At 60.6% G+C, this 22777-nt stretch carries 21 protein-coding genes; 7 read left to right on the top strand and 14 right to left on the bottom strand.

What is annotated here, in order from left to right; genetic code table 11:
* Positions 1–2: 2 nt before the first annotated feature.
* The 4 genes from fliG to J5274_RS07150 all read left to right on the top strand — a co-directional run bounded on the left by fliG (position 3) and on the right by J5274_RS07150 (position 4594).
* Complete coding sequence (fliG, locus tag J5274_RS07165) at positions 3–1043, top strand: flagellar motor switch protein FliG (protein ID WP_111216802.1); 1041 nt, start codon at positions 3–5, stop codon at positions 1041–1043.
* Between the two features lie 128 nt (positions 1044–1171).
* A complete protein-coding gene (gene flhB, locus J5274_RS07160) occupies positions 1172–2251 on the top strand; it encodes a flagellar biosynthesis protein FlhB (protein ID WP_142823999.1) in 1080 nt (359 codons plus the stop codon).
* A gap of 3 nt (positions 2252–2254) precedes the next feature.
* Entirely contained in the window at positions 2255–2695 is a 441-nt protein-coding gene (locus tag J5274_RS07155) for a hypothetical protein (protein WP_142823998.1), read from the top strand.
* 396 nt (positions 2696–3091) lie between these two features.
* On the top strand, positions 3092–4594 hold the full coding sequence (locus tag J5274_RS07150; RefSeq protein WP_142823997.1) for a DegQ family serine endoprotease: 1503 nt from the start codon (positions 3092–3094) through the stop codon (positions 4592–4594).
* A gap of 84 nt (positions 4595–4678) precedes the next feature.
* On the opposite strand, the gene visR is transcribed toward J5274_RS07150, so the two are convergent.
* From visR to J5274_RS07080, 14 genes are all read right to left on the bottom strand, one after another.
* Complete coding sequence (gene visR / locus J5274_RS07145; protein WP_142823996.1) at positions 4679–5422, bottom strand: transcriptional regulator VisR; 744 nt, start codon at positions 5420–5422, stop codon at positions 4679–4681.
* Between the two features lie 9 nt (positions 5423–5431).
* The gene (gene visN, locus J5274_RS07140; RefSeq protein ID WP_142823995.1) at positions 5432–6172 is read right to left on the bottom strand and encodes a transcriptional regulator VisN; all 741 of its coding nucleotides are present in this window, start codon (positions 6170–6172) and stop codon (positions 5432–5434) included.
* Positions 6173–6494: 322 nt separating this feature from the next.
* A complete protein-coding gene (gene fliF / locus J5274_RS07135; protein WP_142823994.1) occupies positions 6495–8186 on the bottom strand; it encodes a flagellar basal-body MS-ring/collar protein FliF in 1692 nt (563 codons plus the stop codon).
* Positions 8187–8348: 162 nt separating this feature from the next.
* Entirely contained in the window at positions 8349–8735 is a 387-nt protein-coding gene (locus tag J5274_RS07130; protein ID WP_142823993.1) for a hypothetical protein, read from the bottom strand.
* 16 nt (positions 8736–8751) lie between these two features.
* Positions 8752–9306 carry a chemoreceptor glutamine deamidase CheD gene (cheD, locus tag J5274_RS07125; protein WP_111216786.1) on the bottom strand — a complete coding sequence of 185 codons (555 nt, stop codon included), beginning with the start codon at positions 9304–9306 and terminating at the stop codon, positions 8752–8754.
* Positions 9303–9692: a response regulator gene (locus J5274_RS07120; RefSeq protein WP_111216784.1), complete on the bottom strand. Its 390-nt coding sequence runs from the start codon at positions 9690–9692 to the stop codon at positions 9303–9305. The genes cheD and J5274_RS07120 overlap by 4 nt, the downstream gene beginning before the upstream one ends.
* Positions 9692–10738, bottom strand: a complete 1047-nt coding sequence (gene cheB, locus J5274_RS07115) for a protein-glutamate O-methylesterase CheB (RefSeq protein WP_142823992.1) — start codon at positions 10736–10738, stop codon at positions 9692–9694. Before cheB ends, J5274_RS07120 begins: the two co-directional genes overlap by 1 nt.
* Positions 10735–11643: a protein-glutamate O-methyltransferase CheR gene (gene cheR, locus J5274_RS07110; RefSeq protein WP_142823991.1), complete on the bottom strand. Its 909-nt coding sequence runs from the start codon at positions 11641–11643 to the stop codon at positions 10735–10737. The genes cheB and cheR overlap by 4 nt, the downstream gene beginning before the upstream one ends.
* Positions 11640–12107, bottom strand: coding sequence for a chemotaxis protein CheW (locus tag J5274_RS07105; protein WP_111216778.1), 468 nt, complete (start codon positions 12105–12107; stop codon positions 11640–11642). The genes cheR and J5274_RS07105 overlap by 4 nt, the downstream gene beginning before the upstream one ends.
* A 4-nt stretch (positions 12108–12111) precedes the next feature.
* Complete coding sequence (locus J5274_RS07100; protein ID WP_142823990.1) at positions 12112–14379, bottom strand: chemotaxis protein CheA; 2268 nt, start codon at positions 14377–14379, stop codon at positions 12112–12114.
* A 15-nt stretch (positions 14380–14394) separates the two neighbouring features.
* Entirely contained in the window at positions 14395–14760 is a 366-nt protein-coding gene (gene cheY1, locus J5274_RS07095) for a chemotaxis response regulator CheY1 (protein WP_111216774.1), read from the bottom strand.
* Positions 14757–15053: an STAS domain-containing protein gene (locus J5274_RS07090; protein ID WP_111216772.1), complete on the bottom strand. Its 297-nt coding sequence runs from the start codon at positions 15051–15053 to the stop codon at positions 14757–14759. The genes cheY1 and J5274_RS07090 overlap by 4 nt, the downstream gene beginning before the upstream one ends.
* A gap of 60 nt (positions 15054–15113) precedes the next feature.
* Entirely contained in the window at positions 15114–16742 is a 1629-nt protein-coding gene (locus J5274_RS07085) for a globin-coupled sensor protein (protein WP_374113736.1), read from the bottom strand.
* A gap of 756 nt (positions 16743–17498) precedes the next feature.
* Positions 17499–17750, bottom strand: coding sequence for a helix-turn-helix transcriptional regulator (locus J5274_RS07080; RefSeq protein WP_219274895.1), 252 nt, complete (start codon positions 17748–17750; stop codon positions 17499–17501).
* An 80-nt stretch (positions 17751–17830) separates the two neighbouring features.
* Between J5274_RS07080 and ybaL the strand changes: the two genes are divergently transcribed.
* From ybaL to secD, 3 genes are all read left to right on the top strand, one after another.
* Positions 17831–19657 carry a YbaL family putative K(+) efflux transporter gene (gene ybaL, locus J5274_RS07075; RefSeq protein ID WP_142823987.1) on the top strand — a complete coding sequence of 609 codons (1827 nt, stop codon included), beginning with the start codon at positions 17831–17833 and terminating at the stop codon, positions 19655–19657.
* 12 nt (positions 19658–19669) lie between these two features.
* On the top strand, positions 19670–20089 hold the full coding sequence (locus J5274_RS07070; protein WP_142823986.1) for a hypothetical protein: 420 nt from the start codon (positions 19670–19672) through the stop codon (positions 20087–20089).
* Positions 20090–20180: 91 nt separating this feature from the next.
* Positions 20181–22742 carry a protein translocase subunit SecD gene (gene secD / locus J5274_RS07065; RefSeq protein ID WP_142823985.1) on the top strand — a complete coding sequence of 854 codons (2562 nt, stop codon included), beginning with the start codon at positions 20181–20183 and terminating at the stop codon, positions 22740–22742.
* Positions 22743–22777: the final 35 nt, after the last annotated feature.

The raw sequence follows: 22777 nt of genomic DNA, 5'->3' as shown, positions 1-22777 counted from the left end.
CCATGATGGACTTTGACGATTTCGGCGGCGCTGTAGCCGAGAAACCGTTATCTCAGGCTGAAAAAGCCGCGGCCGTCCTTCTTGCCATGGGCAAGGAGGTCGCGGGACGTTTGTTGAAATATTTTACCCAGCACGAATTGCAGCTGATCATTTCGTCCGCCCAGTCGCTGCGCCCCATTCCCCCGGACGAACTGGCAATCCTCGTTGCCGAATTCGAAGACCTGTTCACCGAAGGTGCCGGTCTGATGGATAACGCCAAGGCTATCGAGAGCATTCTCGAGGAGGGCCTGACGCCAGACGAGGTCGACAGCCTGCTCGGCCGTCGCACAGCCTTCCAGGCCTTCGAAACGTCGATCTGGGACCGCCTCGGCGAAGGCGAACCGGCTTTTGTCGGCAGCTTCCTCCTGAAAGAGCATCCGCAGACCATCGCCTACATCCTGTCGATGATGCCATCGTCGTTCGGTGCCAAGGTGTTGATGCAGATCCCGGACGCCCAGCGCGCCGACATCATGAACCGGACGGTCAACCTCAAGGACGTCAGTCCGAAGGCGGCACAGATCATCGAAAACCGCGTCGTGGCGCTGTTGGCGGAGATCGAGATGGAACGCAACGCAGGCGGCTCGGCCAAGGTTGCGGAACTGATGAACGAAATGGAGAAGCCGCAGGTCGATACGCTGCTGAGCTCGCTCGAAACGTTGAGCCAGGCTTCCGTCGACAAGGTCCGTCCGAAGATCTTCCTGTTCGACGACCTGATGCTTATGCCGCAGCGCGGCCGCGTCCTGCTGCTCAACGACATCTCCGCCGACATCCTGACGATGGCCTTGCGCGGGTCTTCCGGCGAGATGCGCGAGACGGTGCTTGCCTCGATCAGCCCGCGCCAGCGTCGCATGATCGAATCGGATCTTGCCGCCGGTACGAACGGTATCAACCCACGCGAGATCGCCATCGCCCGCCGCGCAATTGCCCAGGAAGCGATCCGGCTGGCCAATTCCGGCCAGATCCAGCTCAAGGAACCCGTCGTTGCCGACACCGAGGCCGCTTAACCGCAGCTGTTGACAAGGCCGTTACGGCACATAGCCCGAGTTGAACCCGGCGACCGGGAGGTCTAGACTCTCACAAAGATCAGGCTGCGCATGATGCGCGGCCTTTCGGTTTGAAAAGGGCAGCGGATTTGGCCGACGAGGACAAAGACAGCAAGACCGAGAATCCGACCGAGAAAAAACTTCGGGAAGCGACAGACAAGGGCAATATCCCGATGTCACGGGAGGCAACGCTGTTTGCCTCCATGCTTGCCACCTTCATCTACATGATCTTCTTCCTGCCGGATCGGATGGCCCGGATGGGCCAGGTGCTTCGCGACCTGTTCGAAAATCCGGACCAATGGAGCCTGGAAACCGGCTCTGACGTGATGTCGCTGTTCGTCAAGATCGGCTGGGAAGTTGGCAACCTGCTGTTACCGGCGGTCGTGCTGTTCTTCCTGTTCGGCATCAGTTCCTCGGTCGCCCAGCACCTGCCCTCACCCGTGCTCGATCGCATCCGGCCGCAGATATCGCGCATTTCGCCGGTTGCCGGCTGGAAGCGCATCTTCAGCGTCCCCGGACTGGTGGAATTCGGCAAATCGATGATGAAGATCGTCGTTGTCGGGATCATCATGTTTTTCGTGCTGCGCAGCGAGTTCTTCAGCTCGATCGATTCGATGTTTTCCGATCCGCAGACGATTTTCGTCCGGCTTGCGAGCATCATCAAGAAAATCCTTGTGGTCGTGCTGCTGGCGACCGCGATCGTCGGTATCATCGATTTGTTCTGGACGCGCTACCATTGGTACGACCAGCTGCGCATGACGAAGCAGGACGTCAAGGACGAATTCAAGCAGTCGCAGGGCGACCCTATCGTCAAGGCACGCCAGAGATCGATCGCCCGCGACAGGGCTCGCCGGCGGATGATGAAGAACGTTTCGCGCGCAACACTTGTCATCGCCAACCCGACCCACTTTGCCGTGGCGCTACGTTACGTCAGGTCGGAAAACGATGCGCCGGTCGTCGTGGCAAAAGGCCAGGACCTGATTGCACTCAAAATCAGGGAAATTGCCGAGGAAAACAACATCCCGGTGTTCGAGGATCCGCCACTTGCGCGCTCCATGTTTGCGCAAGTCTCGGTCGATAGTGTCATCCCGTCAGTATTTTTTAAGGCCGTCGCAGAACTGATTCATCGTATCTATGCGGCGAAATCAAATAATAAGCGGGTACCATAACGAATGAAAAGATGCCCCTACTCCGAAAAACGCGAACAGATCCTTGCCGAGGCCATTAGCCCTGTGGCAAGCGAACTGAGACTGCTTGACGCAGCGGACCTGATTTCCCTGCTGCGTTTTGAATCCTATGGCAACCTTGCCGACCTGGTTGCCTCTGCCGCAGAACTCTACTTCCTTCCGGGCACGGTCAATTTTGGCCTAGGGGGCGACTATGCCCTCGAATGGGGCGGCCCGGCGGAAGTCAGCATCGACCTCGAGATCAAACCGGTCGGCATAACCGTCTACGCCAAGCTGGCGTTGACCGAACACCATGCCGGCGTGGAGATCAACCACATCGCCTTCGACAATCCGTCGAGCGATCCGGACGAAAATACGGCTATGCTCGCCCAGAGCCTCAGCCAGGCACGTTACACCATACCGACATCCCCGGCGATGGACGCGTGAAGCGTCTGAACTGCCGAAATCCCATTACGAAACCAGGGCGACGCATGACCGTCGCCCTGGTTTTTTGTCCGACGTGTTCAGCCCCGCATCCCTGCAGCATTACACGGCATGGCGGCCAACATTGCCACGGAGTAATGCTGGCTGCGATTTGAATTACTTTTCTGTAATTCCGACCCCTAATCCCGCTTTATCGGCGAAAATGTGGTCATATCCGCGATATTCTGATTATTTATGTTTAACATGACACCCGTTTCGAGCGGGCTATTACTTGGCGTCGAAGTTCAGGCGAACCCATCTGCTGCATGGCAGACCTGCCTGAGCCTTTGATGCAATCGACCGCTAACGCGAGACAGGCGGCCCGGCATCGTGTTCACACGCTCGCAAGGGACCAATATCATGTCGTCAATTCTTCAGAGACACCGGACCGCAGCCCTCGTTGGCGCTGCTTTCATCCTGGGGGCGGCCTCGCTGCCGCTGGTTTTCAATAGCACGGCCGCCAATGCCGCAGGCCAATCCGGCGCTGTCGGCGGGATCATCGCCGCCAACGGCTCGTTTGCGCCGATCGTCAGCGCCGACAAGCCTGCGGTCGTCACCATCACCACGACGATGAAAGCCGACAATGTCAGCGACGACAGCGACAGTTCGCCGATGGACCAGCAGTTCCGCCAGTTCTTCGGCGGTCAGGGCATGCCGATGCCGCAACAGGCGCCGCAGGGCCGCCAGGGTCACAGCCAGGCCCTCGGTTCCGGCTTCATCATCAGCTCGGATGGCGTGATCGTCACCAACAACCACGTGATCGACAAGGCCATCGACATCAAGGTGACCCTCGATGACGGGACGGAGCTCCCGGCTAAGCTGCTCGGCGCCGATCCGAAGTCCGACCTCGCCGTCATCAAGATCCAGTCTCCCAAGCCCCTTGCCACCATCGCATGGGGCGATTCCGACAAGCTGAAGCTCGGCGACCAGATTCTCGCCATCGGCAATCCCTTCGGCATCGGCACGACGGTCACCGCCGGCATCGTTTCCGCCCGTGGCCGCGACCTGCACAGCGGCCCCTACGACGATTTCATCCAGATCGATGCGCCGATCAACCACGGTAATTCCGGCGGTCCGCTGGTAGATAGCGACGGCCAGGTGGTGGGCATCAACACGGCGATCTACTCGCCCAACGGCGGCAGCGTCGGCGTCGGCTTCGCCATTCCGTCCGACGAGGCAAAGACCATCGTCGCCAAGCTCGAGAAGAGCGGCTCGATCGACCATGGCTATCTCGGCGTCGAGATCCAGCCGGTGACGCAGGATATCGCCGAAGCCGTTGGCTTGACCCAGCCGCAGGGTGCCCTGGTGGCGCAGGTAAGCGACGGGACGCCGGCCGCAAATGCCGGCGTCAAGAGCGGCGACATCATCACCGGGCTCGGCGGCAGGTCCGTGAAAATGCCGAAGGACCTGTCGCGCTTCGTGGCCGACCTGTCGCCGGGTACGAAGGAGAGCCTGACAGTGTGGCGCGACGGTAAGTCCGTTGACCTGCCGGTAACGGTTGGCGGCAACGACAAAGGCGACGAGCAGGCTTCCGTCGAGAGCGGCGACGCGCAGCAGGGTCACAAGCCTGCGCTGGGCATCGGGCTTGCGGAACTGACGCCGGAAGTTCGCCAGTCGCTCAATCTTCCCGATAGCGTCACAGGCGTCGTGGTGGAAAGCGTCAATCCCGACAAGGCTGCAGCGTCCGCCGGCATCCAGCCAGGCGATGTGATCGTCTCGGTCAACCAGAAGCCGGCCCGCAACGCCCATGACGTTCAGGCTGAGGTGGCGCAGGCCAGCAAGGCCGGTCGCAAGTCAGTTCTGCTGATGATCGAACGGGACGGCACAAAGACCTTCGTGGCCGTGCCTTTCGCCGCTGCCTGATACTGTCCAGAGCTCAAGCTTCACCCGGCACACGCCGGGTGAAGCGCGTTTCGGCCTGCAGTGAAGGAATGGATGACGGTGATGTCAGCTGATATAGCCAAGCCGGATGGACTTCGCGATTGCCTGGATGCGATTGACGCTATCGAGCTTGATCGTCGCCGAGCCGAGATAGGCGTTGACCGTATGCACGGAAAGGCCAAGCTTGTCCGCTATTTCTTCGCTGATCCGGCCGTCTCCGGCCAGTTGCAGGCAGGCGATTTCCCGCTCGCTCAACGATTCCACCGCAGAGTTGCGCCGTTCGTCCAGCGATAGCAGATCCATCATGATCTGGCAGCTTCGACCATGCAAATCGACGATGACGTCGCTGCTGACGTCGATAAAATTGGCGGTGAACAGGACGATTCCGTTACCCACGGTTCCCAGCCGGACCGGAAACACAATGCCGGCATAGGGCAGCATCTTGGATTTCAGCCGCAATGTGAACGAGGCAAAATCGATGGCTTCGGCCGTGCTCTCGTCGTCAACGCCGTTCCACATGAGCGGCAGCAGCGATTTTTCGAGATGCTCCAGCATGTCATCGCCGTAAGCGTCGAGAATGGCCTTCGTGACCAGGGGATTGGCCGGACCGAAGTTTTCCAGCTCGCAGACCAGACGCAGCCTGTTGGGAAGGCCAGAACCGGCGACGCGGTAAATTGCGAAATTCTGGGCGTCGATCAGTTTCTGCATCGCGACTAGGCGCGGGAAAAGGTCGGAACGGCTGGAGATACGGTGAACCCGCGTCATCTTCAGTTCGCGCGATACGGTCGTTCTGTCCGGCGCGTATTTCATCGTGACCCCTCAGACCAGATTGTTTCTGACCGCAAACGCGATCGCTTCGGACCGGGTCTTGGTTGCGGTCTTGCGCATGACGCTGGTTATGTAATTGTTGATCGTGTTGCGTGAGATGCCGAGAATCATGGCGATTTCGTCGCTGGTCTTGCCCTCGGCGATCCAGAACAGGCATTCCAGCTCCCGGTCCGTCAATTCGAAGCTGCGCTCGCCCTTGCCCTCGACGCAATGCCCGAAGCTCGCGAAATAGGCCGTCAGCAACCCGACTTCGCGAAGACGTTCGGGCGACAGGATGAAACCGTCACGATAGAGCAGCATCAGCGACAGCCGGGTGCGGCCGACATTGAGTGTCAGCGAGCAGTACTGGCGGCTCGATCCCTCCGGCAAGGTCACGTCGTCGGGCAAAACCGAAAAGCTTGGCTGGAACAGCAACATGCACTTCTCGATCTCGGTGGTCCGCACATAGGCGCCGACGAGATGGGATGCCAGCCGCCGGACGAGATCGAACGGCCAGTCGGACGACATGACGAAATCGAGGCCGCTCTCCTGGAGCAGGTCGCAGCGGGCGAGCATATAGTGGGAGGCGCCGATATAATCGGTCAGGGCGCGCAGGCCCGAATGGATGTAGGGGGAGCCTGCGACGTCCATCAGACGCAGGATAAGCTGGTCACGGGTCATGCTCTTGGCGGGAAGCGTTGGGAGAATAACATCCCCTTCGCTGCGGCTCGCCTGAAGTATATTCATGTCCATTTGCATTTCCTGCCATGTTAAACGTTTAACGTGGGCGCTAGGACGTCCTGCCTGGACTAAATCTGACCTTGAGTGTTTTAACTCTCTGTCCCCGAATCACTATGAACAAACGTACACCCTGGAGCAGCAGACCTCCAAGTTCTAAGGATTTCGGAGACATCTATTCTCTGTATTTGAATATACGATCAAAATCGGCCCCCTGATCCATTCCCCGGTTCAACGTTAAAACGATTCTGCAAAACCATCAATGGCCGGCTTTCGGGAAGAACAAAGGCGTCGGACCGATCACGAAAAAAGGCCGGGAATGAACCCGGCCCTTGTGTCAGGCGGCGACGTCGACTGCCCATTTTCGGAGGATTTTCGCAGCGCGTTCTTCGCTCATTTCCACCATGCGCGACAGGCGACGTTCCGGGCCTTCCTTGACGCGGCGATTGAAGTTGCCGTCGTCGTCGCCCATCGTCAGCAGGTCGTCGGTGCTGTCGAAGCCGAAGTCGGAGCCGAAGCCGTCCATCAGGGCGCCACCGGCTCCGGCACCGCCCGGAGCAAAGTCCGGCAGCTCCAGGCCTGCTGCATCCGGCAGGGCGCTATCGGCTTCTGTACCGGCCAGGCGTCCACCGGCTACCGAGCGGATCAAAGGACGGAAGCCCATCATAATGATCAGGAAGGCGACGACGACGAAGGCGAGCGAGTTGATGATGCCAGCCATGTTGCGGCTCAGCATGTCCATGATGCCGGGGCTAGAGGCCGTGTCGTCGAGCAACTGGGTGTCGAGGAAATCCATGGCGTTGACGGTAATGATATCGCCGCGCTTGGGGTCGAGGCCGGCAGCCGTCGCGACGATCTTCTGCATGTCGGCGATATAGGCGTCGATCTTCGCCTGGTCGGCGGGTTCACCAACCATCTTGGCGATGCGACCCTTGTTAACGACGACGGCGACCGAAAGCTTCTCGAGCTTGTAGCTGTTACGGACGGTGGCCGTGGTCGTGCTGTTGATCTCGTAGTTGGTCTGCTCGTCCTTCTTGTCGGTCTGGTCACTGTTTTGCGGGCTGGCGCCACCCGATGCGGGCGCCGCCTGGGGGATGTTCTGTTCGACCGTCGCAGCCGTGTCAGACTGCTGCTGCTGTGATTTCTGGTTTTCTTTGGTGGTGCGGACCGAGCGCTCGACCTTGGATTCCGGATCGTAGACCGTCGACTGGATCTGCTGCGTGTCCGTATTCAGCTGCGCCGTGACGCTGGAGCGGAAATTGTCCATGCCGAGGAACGGAGCAAGCGCCTTGTCGATGTTCTTCTCGACCTCGCTCTGGACGTTCTGGACAATGCCGAGGTTACGGTTGAGGGCATTGTTGCCCGGATCGTCGCCGGAGGCGAGCAGCTGGCCGGTGGAATCCAGGATCGTAACGTCGTCGACTTCGAGGCCGGGCACGGCCGAGGCGACGAGATGGCGAATGGACTGGGCAGACTTGCGGCCAGCTTCGGAGCCGGCGCGGATCATGACGGAGGCTGTGGGCTTTTGCCCGGCTTTGCGAAAGTTGCCGACATCGGGCATAACGATGTGAACGCGGGCGGCGCTGATGCCGTTGATCGAGGTGATGGTGCGACCGATCTCACCTTCGAGAGCGCGAACGCGAGTGACTTCCTGCATGAAGGAGGTCAGGCCGAGAGAGCCGACATTGTCAAACAGTTCGTAGCCGGCATTGGTGCTGTTGGGGAGGCCTTTTTCGGCGAGCAGCAGACGCGCCTTGCCTGTGGTGCCTGCAGGGACCGTGACGCTGGTCCCGTCGGTGCCGACCTGGAATGCGATATTGGCTTCTGCAAGCGCGATGCTGATCTGGTTGAGGTCCGGCTTGTCCAGGCCGACGTAAAGTGTCTCCTGGGCGGGCTTATTGACGTAAAGGGCTGCGCCCAGAACCACGGCAATGGAAAGCACTGCGACGCCGCCTAACGCCATAAGGCGGTTTCGGCCTAGATTCTGAACATTCTTCAATATCTGAAGTAGTTGATTTAACAGATTCATTCTGTTCTCGCACGCTTCGTCAAAGACCAAACTGGCTTTGTGCCCTGCAGCGAAGATAGGCAGCGAAGCTTGCGCGAGCGTTTCTTCCAACGCGGTCGGGGGTCGCGTGGGCTCGGAGTAAGCCGCGGAAGACCGCGTCTTGCGTTTCGATTTGCGTGGCGACTAGAAGAAGTCGAAGTCGCCGGCAGCCTTACTTAGCGGCTGCGAATGGCCGTGACGAACGCCGCCGCCGAGGGCCCTTTGCATTTCGGAGAGCTTCACCAGGCTCAGTGCGGTCGCGACGTCGACGATCCACGCTTCCGGAATTTCAGCCGTAAAGGTATCGATGAACTCGGCGATGCCGCGGGTTTTCTGCACGGCGAGATCGATGCCCTGCATGACCTTCATGGAATCCGGCGACTGCGCGTCGATGCCTTTCAGTTCCAGCAGTTGCGGCTCGATGCGCTCGATCAGGTAGGCGACGTCATGCAACTCAGAAACTATCCGCATGAGGATGGCGGGCAGCGCCTCCTCGACAGTCGAAGCCTCCGTAGACGAGATAGCGTTCATGAGTAGACCTCGCTTTTCAAAAGAATTCGACCGTGTTTTCGACAGGCCTGGCTGCAACGACCGGACGGCGCTCAAGATCGACCGTCTTCTTGGTTTCGGCACCGGTCAGCGGATATTGCCGCGCCCGACCCGATACCGGCCAGAATTCAACCTTGCGCCCGTGGTCGCCCCCCGTGCTGGAGCCGACGACACGAATGCCTTCGTCACGCAGGAACTGCACGGCAAATGCGGCATTCTGTTCGCCGACATTCGAGAAGGTCGCAATCGTCTTCGCACCCCCAAATATCTTGGCTTCCAGCCGATCGCGGCGGGCTCCCTGCTTAAGGAGCCCGTTGATCAGCAATTCCATGAGATGGACGCCATAGCGCGTCGCATCTCCGCCGGTCATCGGCGAGCCGGCATTGCCCGGCAACAGAAAGTGGTTCATGCCGCCGACACCGGCGACAGGATCACGCAAACATGCAGCCACGCACGAGCCGAGAATGGTCGACAGCACCGCATCCGGGTCGCTGAGAACCTTGTACTCGCCTTGTATGATGTGCACGCGCCGGACTGCACCCTCGGTGATCATTTCAGGGCTCCAAACACAGCCTCGATAGCCGCCTTCATCTTCTCGATGGTAAAGGGCTTGGCGAGAACGTTGTTTGCACCCAGGGCCGCCGCCTTCTGCACCAGGGCACGGTCGCCCTGCGCGGTCAGGATGATGAACGCGGCTTTCTTGGTGGCCGGATTCGTCCGGACCGCCTGGAGCAAGCCCAGGCCGTCCATCTTCGGCATGTTGAAGTCAGAGATGACAAGATGATGGGGCTGCTGCGCCATGATCTTCATCCCCTGTTCGCCGTCGCCAGCCGACGTGATTTGCTTGAAGCCGAGTTGGGTCAAGGCATCACTCAAGAGTAGGCGGCTGGTGACCTGATCATCAACGATCAGGACTTTGATTTTCTCCGCAAGAGACATTATTCGCTCTCCTTTCGGGCGGCTGTCATTTTCAATATTTCGTCACCGATGGCAGACAGTGCAAGCTGCTGCTCAACCGCGCCAAGTTCGTGTGCAACTCTTGGCATTCCGTAAACAACGCAGGTTTTTTCGTTCTGTCCGATGGTTCTTGCACCAGCATGGCGCATTTTTAGTAAACCTGCGGCCCCGTCACGACCCATCCCGGTCAGGATCACACCCACGGCGTTGCGCCCGGCCAGTTCTGCAACCGAATCGAACAGAACGTCTACGGAGGGCCGATGACCGTTTACCGGATCGCGGTCGATCAGACGGCAATGCGGCGCCGAGGCACTGGCGACCTGCAGATGACGCTCGCCACCGGGTGCGAGATAGATCTTGCCGATCTCCAGCCGTGCACCGTCAGTCGCTTCCTGCACCACCGGTGCGCAGAGACGGTTCAGCCGCTCGGCAAAGCTTTTGGTGAAGGTCTGCGGCATGTGCTGGGTAATAACGGTCGGCGGACAGTTTGCCGGGAATTTCTGCAGGACGGCGATCAGCGCCTCTACACCACCTGTCGACGAGCCGATGGCAACGATCTTCCGGCCGACCCGGAAGTCGGCGACGGCAGTTGGCGTTACCGGAGCCTGGCGGGCCGCCTGGCTGGCAAACTGGCGCTGCGAGCGGGCCGCAGCCTTCACTTTTTCGACGAGATCGCCGAAGGGGTTACGCTCGCCGGCGACAGGTTTGCCGACGCAATCGAAGGCGCCGATCTCCAGTGCCGCGAGGCTCGCCTCGGCGCCCCGGTGTGTCATGGTCGATACCATGATCACCGGCATCGGCCTAAGCTTCATGATCTTCTCGAGGAACTCCAGGCCGTTCATGTTCGGCATCTCGATGTCGAGCGTGATGACGTCGGGATTGAGTTCCTTGATGGCGGCACGGGCCTCCAGGGCATCGCTCGCCTGGCCAACGACGTTGACCCCGGGATCGGAACTGAGGATCGCCGTGATCAGACCCCGCATGGTGGCGGAGTCATCAACGACAAGGACGCGGGCCGGAGCGCTCATGACTTGTTCCCCGCGCCTTTGCCGATATAGCGGTAGGTGGTGATGCCGATATTGTCGAAGACGTCCTTGGCCGGGCCGGACACGCGCTCGGAGTGGCCGATATAAAGATGCCCCTTGTCCGGCAGAAGACCGGCGAAGCGCTGCCAGATTTTCACCTGGGTCGGCTCGTCGAAGTAGATGACGACGTTGCGGCAGAAAATGACGTCGAAATTGCCCTTGAACGGCCATTGTGCCATCAGGTTCAATTCGTTGTAGGTGACCAGCCGCTTGACGCGATCGTCGACCTGGAACTTCCTGCGGCCCTGGATCTCGACTTCCTGGAACCATTGCTTGCGCATCGCAGGCGAGACCGTCTCGAGAGCCGCTTCGTCATAGGCGCCGGTGCGTGCGATAGCCAAGATCTTCGGGTCGATGTCGGTCGCCAGGATCCGGAAATCGTAATCCGCGGCGTTCGGCATCAACGACAGTACGGTGAGCGCGATCGAATAGGGCTCCTGACCGTCTGAACTGGCTGCCGACCATATCCGCACCCGGCCGCCGGCCTTGGCACGGGCGAGCAGGCCCGGCAACACTTCTGTGCGCAGATGGTCGAAGTGATGATTTTCGCGGAAGAAGCGGGTGAAATTGGTGGTCAGGTGCGACAGCATTTCCCTGCGGGCAGCAGCTCCGGCAGGCGACGACACGAGCTGACAATATTCGCGAAAGCCGGAAATGCCGAGATTGCGGATATGCTTCGACAGCCGTGAGTAAACGAGCGATGCCTTGGTCTCGTTGAGCGAAATACCGGCATCTGCGTAAATCATCGCGGCGACTTCCATCAGGTCCCGGCGTGTCAGCGGATATTCACCACTGGCAAGGACTTCATCGGGCGACTGCCGGCTTTCTGCAAATCCCATAACACTCATGCTGCTTGGCTTTCGATGTCGGGGAACAGGGTTTCGAGTTCGATCAGGCAGATCATCCGACGATCGATCGACAAGATCCCGCGGGCGAACTGCTTCTGCAGGTCGGACGCCATTTCAGGCGTCGGCTGGATGATGTCTTCGTTGATCGTCAGAATGTCGGAGACGGCCTCGACCAGCAGGCCGACCGTGTGCCTTCTCACCTGCGTCACGATGATAACGTGGCGGACGCTCGGTTCGGACGGCCGCATGCCGAGGCGGGCGGACAGGTCCATGATCGGCAGCACGACGCCGCGCAGATTGATGACACCGAGGACATAGGGTGGAGCGTACGGGATCCCCGTTGCCGGCGTCCAGCCGCGGATCTCTCGTACCGACATGACATTGATGCAGAATTCCTGATCGCCGATGCGGAAGGCGATCAGTTCGCGCATACCTTGTGCTGCAGCCTTGAGCGGTTGGGACATGATCTTACCCCGCCGCCGCGTAGGACATCTCGGCCTTCAGTGCCTGGCCGCGCGAAGCCGCCACGACGGCATCGACGTCCAGGATCAAGGCCACGCGACCGTCGCCGAGGATTGTCGCTGCCGCGATACCCGGGACATGGGTGTAGTTGGCCTCGAGGCTCTTGATGACGACCTGGCGCTGGCCCTGGATGGCATCGACCATGAGCGCGCGCTGCCCTCCGCCTTCCGATTCCACCAGCAGTGCGACGCCCTCGACCGGGTTGGCCTGGGTGGCACGGAAGTTCAGGATGCGGCCGACGTCGATCAGTGGGCAGAAGGAATTGCGGATCGAGATCAGGCGATGGTTGGCGCCGAAGGAGTGGATGGCGGCGGCTTCCGGCTGCAGGGTTTCGACGATAGCGGTCAAGGGCACGACGAGGGTCTGGCCGGCAACAGTCACCACCATGCCATCGAGGACTGCGAGGGTCAGCGGCAGGCTCATCGTGAAGACGGAGCCGTGGCCCGGCTTGGACGTGATGTTGATACGGCCGCCCAAGGCCTGGATGGAGCGCTTGACCACGTCCATGCCGACGCCGCGACCGGAGATGTCGGAGATCTTGTCGGCAGTCGAGAAGCCTGGAAGGAAGATCAGGTTGTCGATTTCCTCGTCCGTCAGATTGGCGTCGGACGGGATCAGCTCGTTCTCGATAGCCTTCTGGCGGACACGTTCGCGATTGATGCCGGCGCCATCGTCGGCCAGTTCGATCAGGATGCGACCGGAGCGGTGCTTGGCCGTCAGGCGGACGGTGCCCTCGGGGTTCTTGCCGAGCGCAATGCGCTTTTCCGGGCTCTCGACGCCGTGGTCGACGGCGTTGCGGATCATGTGGGTCAGCGGCTCGGCGAGCTTGTCGATAACCGTCTTGTCGACTTCGGTATTTTCCCCCTCGGTGACGAGACGGATCTGCTTGCCGGTCATGTCGGCGATTTCGCGGACGATACGCGACATGCGCTGGAACACCGGCTTGACCGGCTGGGCGCGGATCGCCATGACCGAGTCCTGGATCTCGCGGGTGAGCTGCTGCAGCTCCTCGAGGCCCATATTGATCGACGATGTGCCGTTGCTGTCGTTCTCGACGACGCTCTGTGACAGCATTGCCTGGTTGATGACCAGTTCGCCGACGAGATTGATCAGCCTGTCGACGCGGTCGAGGTCGACGCGGATGGTCTGGCCGGCGGCGACGGTGCTGTTGGCACCGGCTGCATTCGCAGCGGCGGCCGGCGGCTCCCTCTTTTCAGCGCGGGCAGCGGCCGAGGCGATGGGCGTGACATTGCTTGCGGTGTCCGCAGCCATGACAGCGGCGGCGGCCGGCGTGGACGCCACTTCATCGTCTGCGGGTGCAACGTCGTCATCAAGCGACGAGAGATCGAACGGCACCGGTATCATCGGAAGTTCTTCCGCCGAGACGGCTGCGTCGAGATCTTCAGCGACCTTGATCTCCAGTTCGCAGTCCCATTCGGCAAATTCGAATACGGTACGGACCGCGTCTTCGCCCCTATCGGTCTTGATCGAGATCGTCCAGCTGAAATAGGCGCCTTCCGCATCGAGATCCTGCAAGGCGGGGAGCGTCTGCATGTTGCAGCGGATGCTCATCTCGCCTAGTCGCGACAGGTCGCGCAGCAGGAGCGTCGCGTCGTTGCCCTTGGCATATAGCTCGTTGCGAGGCTTGAAGCTGATATCGTATTGCGGCAGCTCGGCCACTACGTCCTCGGCGCCGTCGAACTCGTCGAAGGTAAAGGGCACAGGCTGGAAGCCGCTGTCGTCGCTCGGTGCGGGCGCAGCAACGGGAGCAGCAACCGCGACAGATTTGGGCGCGGGTGCCTCGTGATGGTGCGACGAGGCGGAGGGCATGACCCCCTGAGCCAGTGCTTCGAGTTCCTTGACGAGGCCACGGCTTCTGCTCTGGTCGACGGTACCGCCGTCGCGGGCGACGTTGGTGAGGTCGGCGAGCACATCGGCCGCCTTCAGCATGACCTTCAGAACGTCCTGGTTCGGCTCAAGCTTGTTGGAGCGGACGCAATCGAGCGTCGTCTCGAAAACGTGGGCGAAGGCAACAAGGTCTTCGAGACCGAAAGCCCCTGCCCCACCCTTGATGGAATGAACGGCACGAAAGACGGCATTGACGGTTTCCGGATCGCGGTCGCCATCATTCAACTTCAGAAGACCCGATTCCAGTTCGGCGAGCTGTTCTTCGCACTCTTGGAAAAAAATCTCTTTGATTTCGTTCATATCCATCGGAAGAAATCCTAATTAAGCGGTTACACGCTCGATAGCATCGATCAGTTTGACCGGGTCGAAGGGCTTGACGATCCAGCCGGTGGCGCCGGCCTGGCGTGCGCGGTTTTTCTTTTCCGCGTCGCTTTCCGTCGTCAGCACCAGGATCGGGATGGCGCGGAACTTTTCGTTGCGGCGGACACCTTCGATGAAGCCAAAACCGTCGAGACGCGGCATGTTGATGTCGGTGACGATGACGTCAGGATTGGCGCCTTCCAGCACTTCCAGGCCTTCGATGCCGTCCTCTGCCTGGATCGTTTCGAAACCGGCATTGTTGAGGGTGACGAGCAGCATGTTTCGAATTGTCCGTGAATCATCCACGGTGAGCACTTTTTTCTTCATTGCCGGATCTCCTTTGCGAGCAGGTGATCTATGTTGACCCCGATCAGCTGCATGGTTTTCTGAAATGCATCCGACACCTTCGAAAAGGTGAAGGAAAGCTTGTCCTCTTCCCAGGTCTTGGCAGCAGCCATGATCACCTGGACGCAGAGGGCGCCGACCCGTTCGACGCCGGAGGCGTCGACCACAACATTGTTTCCACGTAGCCCCATGAGCTTGCTGCGGAGCGTCGAGGCCTCGTTGAGGTCCAGCACTGCCACCAGGCTGATCTTTTTGTCTGCCTTCTTCGCTGCCATTACTGCCTTCCTTGTCGGTTGAATTCTGTCTTCGACGCATGCGGCCGAGAGGTGCGATCGTCAGTAAACACTCCGGTCACCCCCGAAGCCTGCGACCCGCAACGGGAAATCGTAGTGATCCCCGGCTGCCCCTTCGCCGAGCGGTGCGACGGGCTTGATGTCCGGGCGTACCGGCGCAACCCTGTCGCTGGAAAACTGCTTCTGGCGCGCCACGCGGAATTCGCGGATCGTCTGGCCGAGCTCGACCACCACCGTGTGGAGGTGATCGGCCTCATCGCCCGAACTGCGGGCAAGGCTGCTCGATGCGGCGACCTTCGTGCCCAGCATGTCGACTTCTGCGGTGACCGCGCGAAGGTCGGCTGCCTGTGCATCGGTCGCATCGGCGATACCCGAGATGGCGTCGTTGATACCGGTAACCTGGAGGACGATGCCGCCGATGGCATCCTGTGTGCGGCCAACCATCTGGACGCCGGCAACGACCTGCGCCTTGGTGCCGGTCACCAGTGTCTTGATCTCGCGGGCGGCCTCGGCGGAGCGCTGGGCTAGAGCCCGCACTTCCTGGGCGACGACAGCAAATCCGCGGCCTGAATCCCCGGCCCGGGCTGCCTCGATGCCGGCATTGAGGGCGAGCAGGTTGGTCTGAAAGGCAATCTCGTCGATGCTGCCGATGATCTGGCCGATCTTTTCGGCGGAGGTCTCGATGTCAGCCATGGCGGCAATCGCCTCGCCGACAATCTGGCCACTGTCTTCGGCGGCCTTGCGCGTCTTGACCGCTTCCCGCTCGGCCGAGCGCGTCGTCGCAGCATTGTCGCGCACCTGATCTGCCAGCCCGGCCAGAAGCCGTGCATTGGCGATCAACTGCCCGGCGTGGTCGGCGGCTGATGTATCGAGGCTGCGGCTGTCGACGGCGATGCGGTCTGCGGCGGTCTCTATCGTCTGCACACGGGCGGAGAGCGAACCGAATTCACCCTGTATGGCTTCGAGCGTCGTGTTGAGCATTGCGACAAGCTCGGCATAGGCTTCGGGGACGTCGGTCGGTGCGCGCACCGTCAGGTCACGTTCACCGAGACCACTGATGACATCGGCGAAGATGGCGCGGGCCTCGGCCTGGTCGGTGACGCGCTGCTCTGCCAAGGTGCGCTGGTGCTGGATGCGCATTTCATTGAAGCGCAATGACACGGCGATTTCGACGTCGACCATGACAAGCCTGACGAGGCTCGCCACGAGTTCGGCAGATTCCCGGGCACGGCGCTTGCCGGCCGGCAACATCGAACCACCGGCGAGATCGCCGATGACGCCCGCCAGCAGATGTTCCAATATGACACCATGGCCGGCAACGTGCCAACGCGGGTCGAGGCCCATCTTGCTCTCGGAATCAGCGAGGACTTTGACCCGCTCGGCATAGAGACTGTCGAAGCGCGCATCCGTCAGCACATCCCAATGGGACGATTGCAGATCGTGCAGCCGCTCGAGCTGCGCTTCGCTGGTGAAATTTCGTGCCGCATCGGGCATGGACTGGAAGCGGTGGAAGAGATCGCGCAGGCCCGCTTTCAGATGCGACTGGAGCATCGGGCGGTGGCGGCGGAGCGCTTCGCACTGGTCGGCATCGAGGCCGGCAAAGCGCAAACGATCGCGAAGGCTGCCTGCCTGCGTCCTTTGTCCCTGCTCTGGTATCGAGTCCTGTGTCAAAACCATTCCCGCCGCGATGCCGGGACGAATGTCCCAGCGGAATTATGCAATCGTTCAATATCAACGGTCTGCGATGGGGCACGGGCATTGGGGATCTTGAGACCCGACGGCAATGCGCGACGCGTTCATCTAGGTTGAAACTGTCTAGGAGAGATCCGGGCCAATATCCGGTACGAGGGGGCGGCGTCATGCCTGGTGGGGAGGAGCAATATCTTCCCATTCCGACGTGTAACTCAATGTTTATGGTTAATTCCTTGCTTGAAGGTTAACACACCGTCGAAGATGAGCGCATTCGAATAAATCTTTTATGCGGCGAAGTATTATTGCTGCTAGAGTAGAGCCACAAGTCACACGCAAGGTTGACGGCCTAACTGTAAAGTCAGAGTCACGTCCACGCCCCTTTGAGGTAAGAGCAATGATTGTTCTTGGTCTGAGCGCTACGCTCATTGCCAGCATAACGCTGTTTGCATTCACCATTTTGAGCCGCATCGACGACTCGCGGCAAAAGGTTGCCCTCCGGGTTCTTTAAGCAAGCTTCGCAAACGCAACTTCAATAATATCGCGATCTGCCACGCGATGGATATTCGATACGTTGTCGGAAGCCGACGCATTTCCTCGTGGCAGCGAGCCACCTGTCCCAATATCTTGAATGAAACCTTCAGGCGTTGACAGGATTGATTGCCGGCTGGAAAGTATCGTCAGCTTTCTTCGCAGTCGAAGTCGCTCGAAGGTCTAACTCCTACCCTGGTGGATGCTTCACTTCCGCAAACCGACGGTCCATCCAAGCGGATCGATGTTGGTAAAGACGACGCCGCCGTCTTCTAGAGCCAGTTTAAGCTGTGCTTCGGTGGCGCGATGGATGTCGTGCCGGGCGCCTTCGTAGTCGCGTATGGTGCTGCGCGAGACGCCGGCTTTTTCCGCAAGGTCGCCTTGCGTCCAATCCAGGAAGCCGCGCGCCGCACGACAATGCGCGGGCGTCAGAATAGCTGGCTTACTGCCTTGATTCACGGCTCAAAAATACCCATATTGGTCACTCTAGACCATATATGTCATATTATTTACAGGATTTCCAGCCGGGGGACACCACGATGCCGCACGACACACCTTTGATCTCAACGATCGTCATGGGTCTCGTGCTGGCTTTCATCTTCGGCGCCATCGCCAACAAGCTTCGCATGCCGCCGCTGGTCGGCTACCTCGTCGCCGGTGTCCTTGCAGGCCCCTATACGCCGGGCTTCGTCGCCGACCAAGGGTTGGCACCCGAGCTTGCTGAAATCGGCGTCATTCTCCTGATGTTCGGCGTCGGCCTGCATTTTTCGCTGAAAGACCTGCTGTCGGTGCGCTTCATCGCGGTTCCGGGAGCTCTCGTGCAGATCGCCTTTGCCACACTGCTCGGCTGGGGGCTCGGCGAATTGATGGGCTGGTCGCTCGGCGGCAGTCTCGTCTTCGGCCTGGCGCTGTCTGTCGCCTCTACCGTCGTGCTGCTGAAGGCGCTGCAGGAGCGTCGTCTCGTCGAGACAGAGCGCGGCAAGATCGCAGTCGGCTGGCTGATTGTCGAGGATCTGGCGATGGTTCTGGCGCTGGTGCTGATCCCCGCCGCCGCCAGTATTTCCGGCGATGGTCATGCGCCGGTCGAGCCGCTTTCCGCCGCTGTCAACAGGCTGTTCGATCTCGATCTCGGAATTGGCGGCATCATCGGCATGACCTTGCTGAAGGTGGCGCTGTTCGTGGCGCTGATGCTGGTCTTCGGGCGCCGCGTTATTCCGTGGATCCTGCATCGCACCGCCCATACCGGCTCGCGCGAACTTTTCCGTCTTGGCGTGCTGGCGATTGCGCTCGGCGTCGCCTTCGGTGCGGCCAAGCTGTTCGGCGTGTCGCTGGCACTCGGCGCCTTCTTTGCTGGCATGGTGCTTGCCGAAAGCGAACTCAGCCATCGCGCCGCGCAGGAAAGCCTGCCTCTGCGCGATGCCTTCGCGGTGCTGTTCTTCGTCTCGGTCGGCATGCTGTTCGATCCCAGCATCCTGCTGGAGCATCCGCTGCTGGTGTTGGCGACGGTGTTCATCATCGTGGTCGGCAAGTCTGCCGCCGCCTTCCTGATCGTGCTGGCATTCCGCAAGCCGATCGGCACGGCGCTGACGATTTCAGCAAGTCTGGCGCAAATCGGCGAATTCTCCTTTATCCTCGCAGCAATGGGCGTCGAACTCCGCCTGCTGCCCGAGCAGGGCCGCGACCTCATCCTTGCCGGCGCCATCATCTCGATCATCCTCAACCCACTCGTCTTCTATGGCTGCGGCCGGCTCAAGCGTCGTCTCGATGCCAAAAACAGCTCGTTGCAGGACGCCAGTGCTGAAGCGGATGCAGCGGCACAGACGCACGCTGCGGAAGAGGAGGTGCCGGTTATCGGCGCCGAGCGGGACCCTGGCCCGACGACACTCACCGGACATGTCGTGGTCGTCGGGTACGGCCGGGTCGGCAGCATCGTTGGCCAGAACCTCCTGTCTTCCGGTACACCATTCCTGGTCATCGAAGATGCAGAAAAACGCGTCATCGACCTCAGGGACAGCGGCATAGAGGCAATTTCCGGCAATGCTGCCTCTGCGGAAGTTCTGGGGTTCGCCAATCTCACCGCCGCCCGCAGCCTCGTGATCGCCATCCCGAATGCCTTTGAGGCCTGCAGTGTCGCCGAACAGGCGCGCAGCCTCAATCCATCAATCCTGATCGTCGCGCGGGCCCATTCTGACGCCGAGGTGGACGAACTGACGCGCTATGGCGCCGATACCGTCATCATGGGCGAGCGGGAAATTGCGCTGGGGATGGTTGACCGGCTGCGTCAAGTGCATCATGACAGGCCTCTCTATGAAGATGCGCCGTCGGCTGATAGAATAGCTGACACGCTTGTAACTGCACGTGAATAGGTCGTTTAGCCCTTGAGCCTGTCCGACGACGGCATTGCCGACAGCGAAGAGATGAGACAGCCTCGCGGCGCGGTGCCCCGCGTGATGGCGTCGTTGATCGTTGCTTTCTTTGCCTATCTGGGTCTTGCCCTCGGTGGCGGCTTTGCAACGTTCGCCAGTACAGAGACCAACAATTTTTCTGCGGCCAAGGGCAGCCAGCAGCCTCATTACATCACCCAGCGCGACAATGCCCGGGGCGTCGTCGCTGCCGAGCGCAGTGCCGAGCCCAAGGCCAGCTGGCATGATGGCAACGCTGCGCTGCTAGCCTTCGCCACGCCGATCCACATTTTCGACGACGACGCCGGGTGCCTGCCACCGCTGGCTTCATCGCTTTCCGGGCCCGGCAACGTCCGCGCCTACCTGGCCCGTGGCCCGCCGGCTGCTTCCGCCTGACCGAACGCGCGCTTCGGCGCATCTCCCTTTACACCAGACACACGCGCCAGCGCTTTTCCCGCTGGCAAACGCGTATTCAAGGATAGACATCATGCGCACCTCTCCATGGCTCGTGTTCACCTACTCGGTGATCATCGTGCTTGGCATGCTCATCGCCCTGCCGAACGTCCTGCCGCAATCGGCTCTCAACCGCATTCCCGCCTGGCTGCCCCATAGCCAGGTCGCACTCGGCCTCGATCTTCGCGGCGGCTCCCACCTCGTTCTCGAAGTCGACGAAGGCGATCTGGTGCATGAACGTCTGCAGACGCTTGTCCAGGATGCCCGCCGCGTGCTGAGGGCGAAGAACATCCAGACCAAGTCGGTCGTCCAGAATGCGACGCAGGTCGTCATTGCGCTCACCGACCCGTCGCAGAGCGACGCGGCCGTGACCGAGCTGAAGACGCTGGCAAACACCATCACCACCGGCATCAGCGCCGGGCAATCCGACCTCAACGTGGCCTCGAATAACGGCATCATCACGCTTGCCTATTCGCAGGTCGGCATCAATGCCAACGTCGATGCCGCCGTCCAGCAGAGCCTCGAGATCATTCGCCAGCGCGTCGACCAGGTTGGCGTGTCCGAGCCGACCATCCAGCGTATCGGCAACAACCGCGTTCTCGTGCAACTGCCGGGCACCCAGGATCCTTCGCGCCTGCGCGAATTGCTGGGTTCGACGGCGAAAATGTCGTTCCACATGCTGTCTGACAGCGGCGACATCACCAACCCCGGCCCTGGCGTCACCGTCATGAAGGACGACAAGGGCAACAGCTATGCGATCCAGGATCGCGTCGAGCTCTCCGGCGACCGCCTCGCCGATGCCCGCGTCTCGTTCGACCAGAATACCCACGAACCGCTGGTGACGTTCCGCTTCGACAGCGCCGGTGCCAACCGCTTTGCTGAAATCACCCGTGCCAATGTCGGCAAGCCATTTGCCATCATTCTCGACAACAAGGTGCTGAGCGCGCCGGTCATCCGCGAACCGATCACCGGTGGCTCCGGCCAGATCTCGGGCAACTTCACCGCCGAAAGCGCAACCACGCTGTCGGCTCTGCTGCGCGCCGGCGCCCTGCCGGCCAAGCTCACCGTCATCGAGGAGCGCACGGTAGGCGCCGATCTTGGCGCCGATGCCATCAAGATGGGCATCTATTCAGGCCTCGTCGGCTTTGCCCTCGTCGCCCTGTTCATCTTCGTGCTTTACGGCACCTGGGGTATCCTTGCCAACGTCGCCCTGCTGATCCACACGATCCTGACCTTCTCGGCCCTGACGCTTGTCGGCGCCACGCTGACGCTGCCGGGCATCGCGGGTATCGTCCTCGGCATCGGCCTTGCAGTCGACGCCAACGTGCTGATCAACGAGCGTATCCGTGAAGAGACCCGCAAGGGACGCGGAGCCTTTGCCGCTATCGACAACGGTTTCCGTCGCGCCTACTCGACCATCATCGACGGGAACATGACGGCGCTGATTGCCGCCGCCATCCTGTTCTACTTCGGCTCTGGCCCGGTGCGCGGCTTCGCCGTCACCATGGGTCTCGGCCTGATCATCTCGATGTTCACCTCGGTCGCCTTCGTGCGCGTCGTGATGATCGCCATCGCCCGCCGTCGCAAGCTGAAGGTCATCAACATCCAGTCGATGTTCCGGTTCTCACCCTATGACCGGCACATCCAGTTCATGAAGGCCCGCTTTTTCGGCGTCGCAGTGTCGGCGATCCTGTCGCTCGCGTCGATCGGACTGTTCATCTATCCGGGCCTCAACTACGGCGTCGACTTCCGTGGCGGCATCCAGATGTCGGTGAAGACGCAAGGGACGGCCGATCTTTCGACGTTCCGCGAAGGCCTGAACACACTCGGCCTGGGTGAAATCACCCTGCAGTCGTTTGGCGACAAGAACACCATTCTGGTCCGGGCCCAGCGCCAGGATGGCGGCGAGGAAGCCCAGACGGCAGCAGTTACAAAGCTGAAAGCCGAAGTCACCAAGATCGACCCGACAGCAACGGTCGAAGGCACCGATGTCATCGGCCCGAAGGTTTCGGGCGAACTGGCTTGGGCCGGCATCCTGTCGGTGGTTATCGCCAGCTTCGCGATGCTGTTCTACATCTGGTTCCGCTTCGAATGGCCGTTTGCCGTCGGCGCCATCGTGACCTTGGTGCTTGACGTCACCAAGCTGGTGGGCTTTTTCGCTATCACCGGCCTCGACTTCAACCTGACGGCCATCGCCGCGGTGCTGACGATGGTCGGCTACTCGGTCAACGACAAGGTCGTCGTCTACGACCGCATGCGTGAAAACATGCGTCTCTACAAGTCGATGCCCTTGCGCGAGATCATCGACAAGTCGATCAACGAAACCCTCGCCAGAAGCCTTTACACCAACGCTACCGCATTCCTGGCGCTGGTCCCGATGGCGATCTGGGGCGGCAGCGCCGTGTCGAGCTTCGCCATTCCGATGGTGTTCGGCATCCTCGTTGCCGGTGCATCGTCGATCTTTATCGCGGCGCCGATCCTGCTGTTCCTCGGCGACTGGCGCACCCGCCACCGCGCAGTTACCGTCGCAAACGACGCCAAGGCAGCAGAAGCCGAAGCGGCCAAGCCGAAGAAGCAGCTTCCGGCAGCGGAATAAAAAAGAAAGGGCGCCCCGGCAGGAGGCGCCCTTTT

This window comes from Rhizobium sp. L51/94 (genome assembly GCF_019355555.1).
GTDB classification, from domain to species: Bacteria; Pseudomonadota; Alphaproteobacteria; order Rhizobiales; family Rhizobiaceae; genus Rhizobium; species Rhizobium rhododendri.
The sequence above is the reverse complement of the archived record's forward strand: the minus strand, read 5'-3'. Positions and strand labels throughout refer to the sequence as shown.

Coding starts and splice junctions, on each gene's coding strand:
- fliG (WP_111216802.1), top strand. CDS start 3: ATGATGGACTTTGACGATTTCGGCGGCGCTGTAGCCGAGAAACCGTTA.
- J5274_RS07155 (WP_142823998.1), top strand. CDS start 2,255: ATGAAAAGATGCCCCTACTCCGAAAAACGCGAACAGATCCTTGCCGAG.
- J5274_RS07150 (WP_142823997.1), top strand. CDS start 3,092: ATGTCGTCAATTCTTCAGAGACACCGGACCGCAGCCCTCGTTGGCGCT.
- visR (WP_142823996.1), bottom strand. CDS start 5,422: ATGAAATACGCGCCGGACAGAACGACCGTATCGCGCGAACTGAAGATG.
- visN (WP_142823995.1), bottom strand. CDS start 6,172: ATGGACATGAATATACTTCAGGCGAGCCGCAGCGAAGGGGATGTTATT.
- fliF (WP_142823994.1), bottom strand. CDS start 8,186: ATGAATCTGTTAAATCAACTACTTCAGATATTGAAGAATGTTCAGAAT.
- J5274_RS07130 (WP_142823993.1), bottom strand. CDS start 8,735: ATGAACGCTATCTCGTCTACGGAGGCTTCGACTGTCGAGGAGGCGCTG.
- cheD (WP_111216786.1), bottom strand. CDS start 9,306: ATGATCACCGAGGGTGCAGTCCGGCGCGTGCACATCATACAAGGCGAG.
- J5274_RS07120 (WP_111216784.1), bottom strand. CDS start 9,692: ATGTCTCTTGCGGAGAAAATCAAAGTCCTGATCGTTGATGATCAGGTC.
- cheB (WP_142823992.1), bottom strand. CDS start 10,738: ATGAGCGCTCCGGCCCGCGTCCTTGTCGTTGATGACTCCGCCACCATG.
- cheR (WP_142823991.1), bottom strand. CDS start 11,643: ATGAGTGTTATGGGATTTGCAGAAAGCCGGCAGTCGCCCGATGAAGTC.
- J5274_RS07105 (WP_111216778.1), bottom strand. CDS start 12,107: ATGTCCCAACCGCTCAAGGCTGCAGCACAAGGTATGCGCGAACTGATC.
- J5274_RS07100 (WP_142823990.1), bottom strand. CDS start 14,379: ATGGATATGAACGAAATCAAAGAGATTTTTTTCCAAGAGTGCGAAGAA.
- cheY1 (WP_111216774.1), bottom strand. CDS start 14,760: ATGAAGAAAAAAGTGCTCACCGTGGATGATTCACGGACAATTCGAAAC.
- J5274_RS07090 (WP_111216772.1), bottom strand. CDS start 15,053: ATGGCAGCGAAGAAGGCAGACAAAAAGATCAGCCTGGTGGCAGTGCTG.
- ybaL (WP_142823987.1), top strand. CDS start 17,831: ATGCCGCACGACACACCTTTGATCTCAACGATCGTCATGGGTCTCGTG.
- secD (WP_142823985.1), top strand. CDS start 20,181: ATGCGCACCTCTCCATGGCTCGTGTTCACCTACTCGGTGATCATCGTG.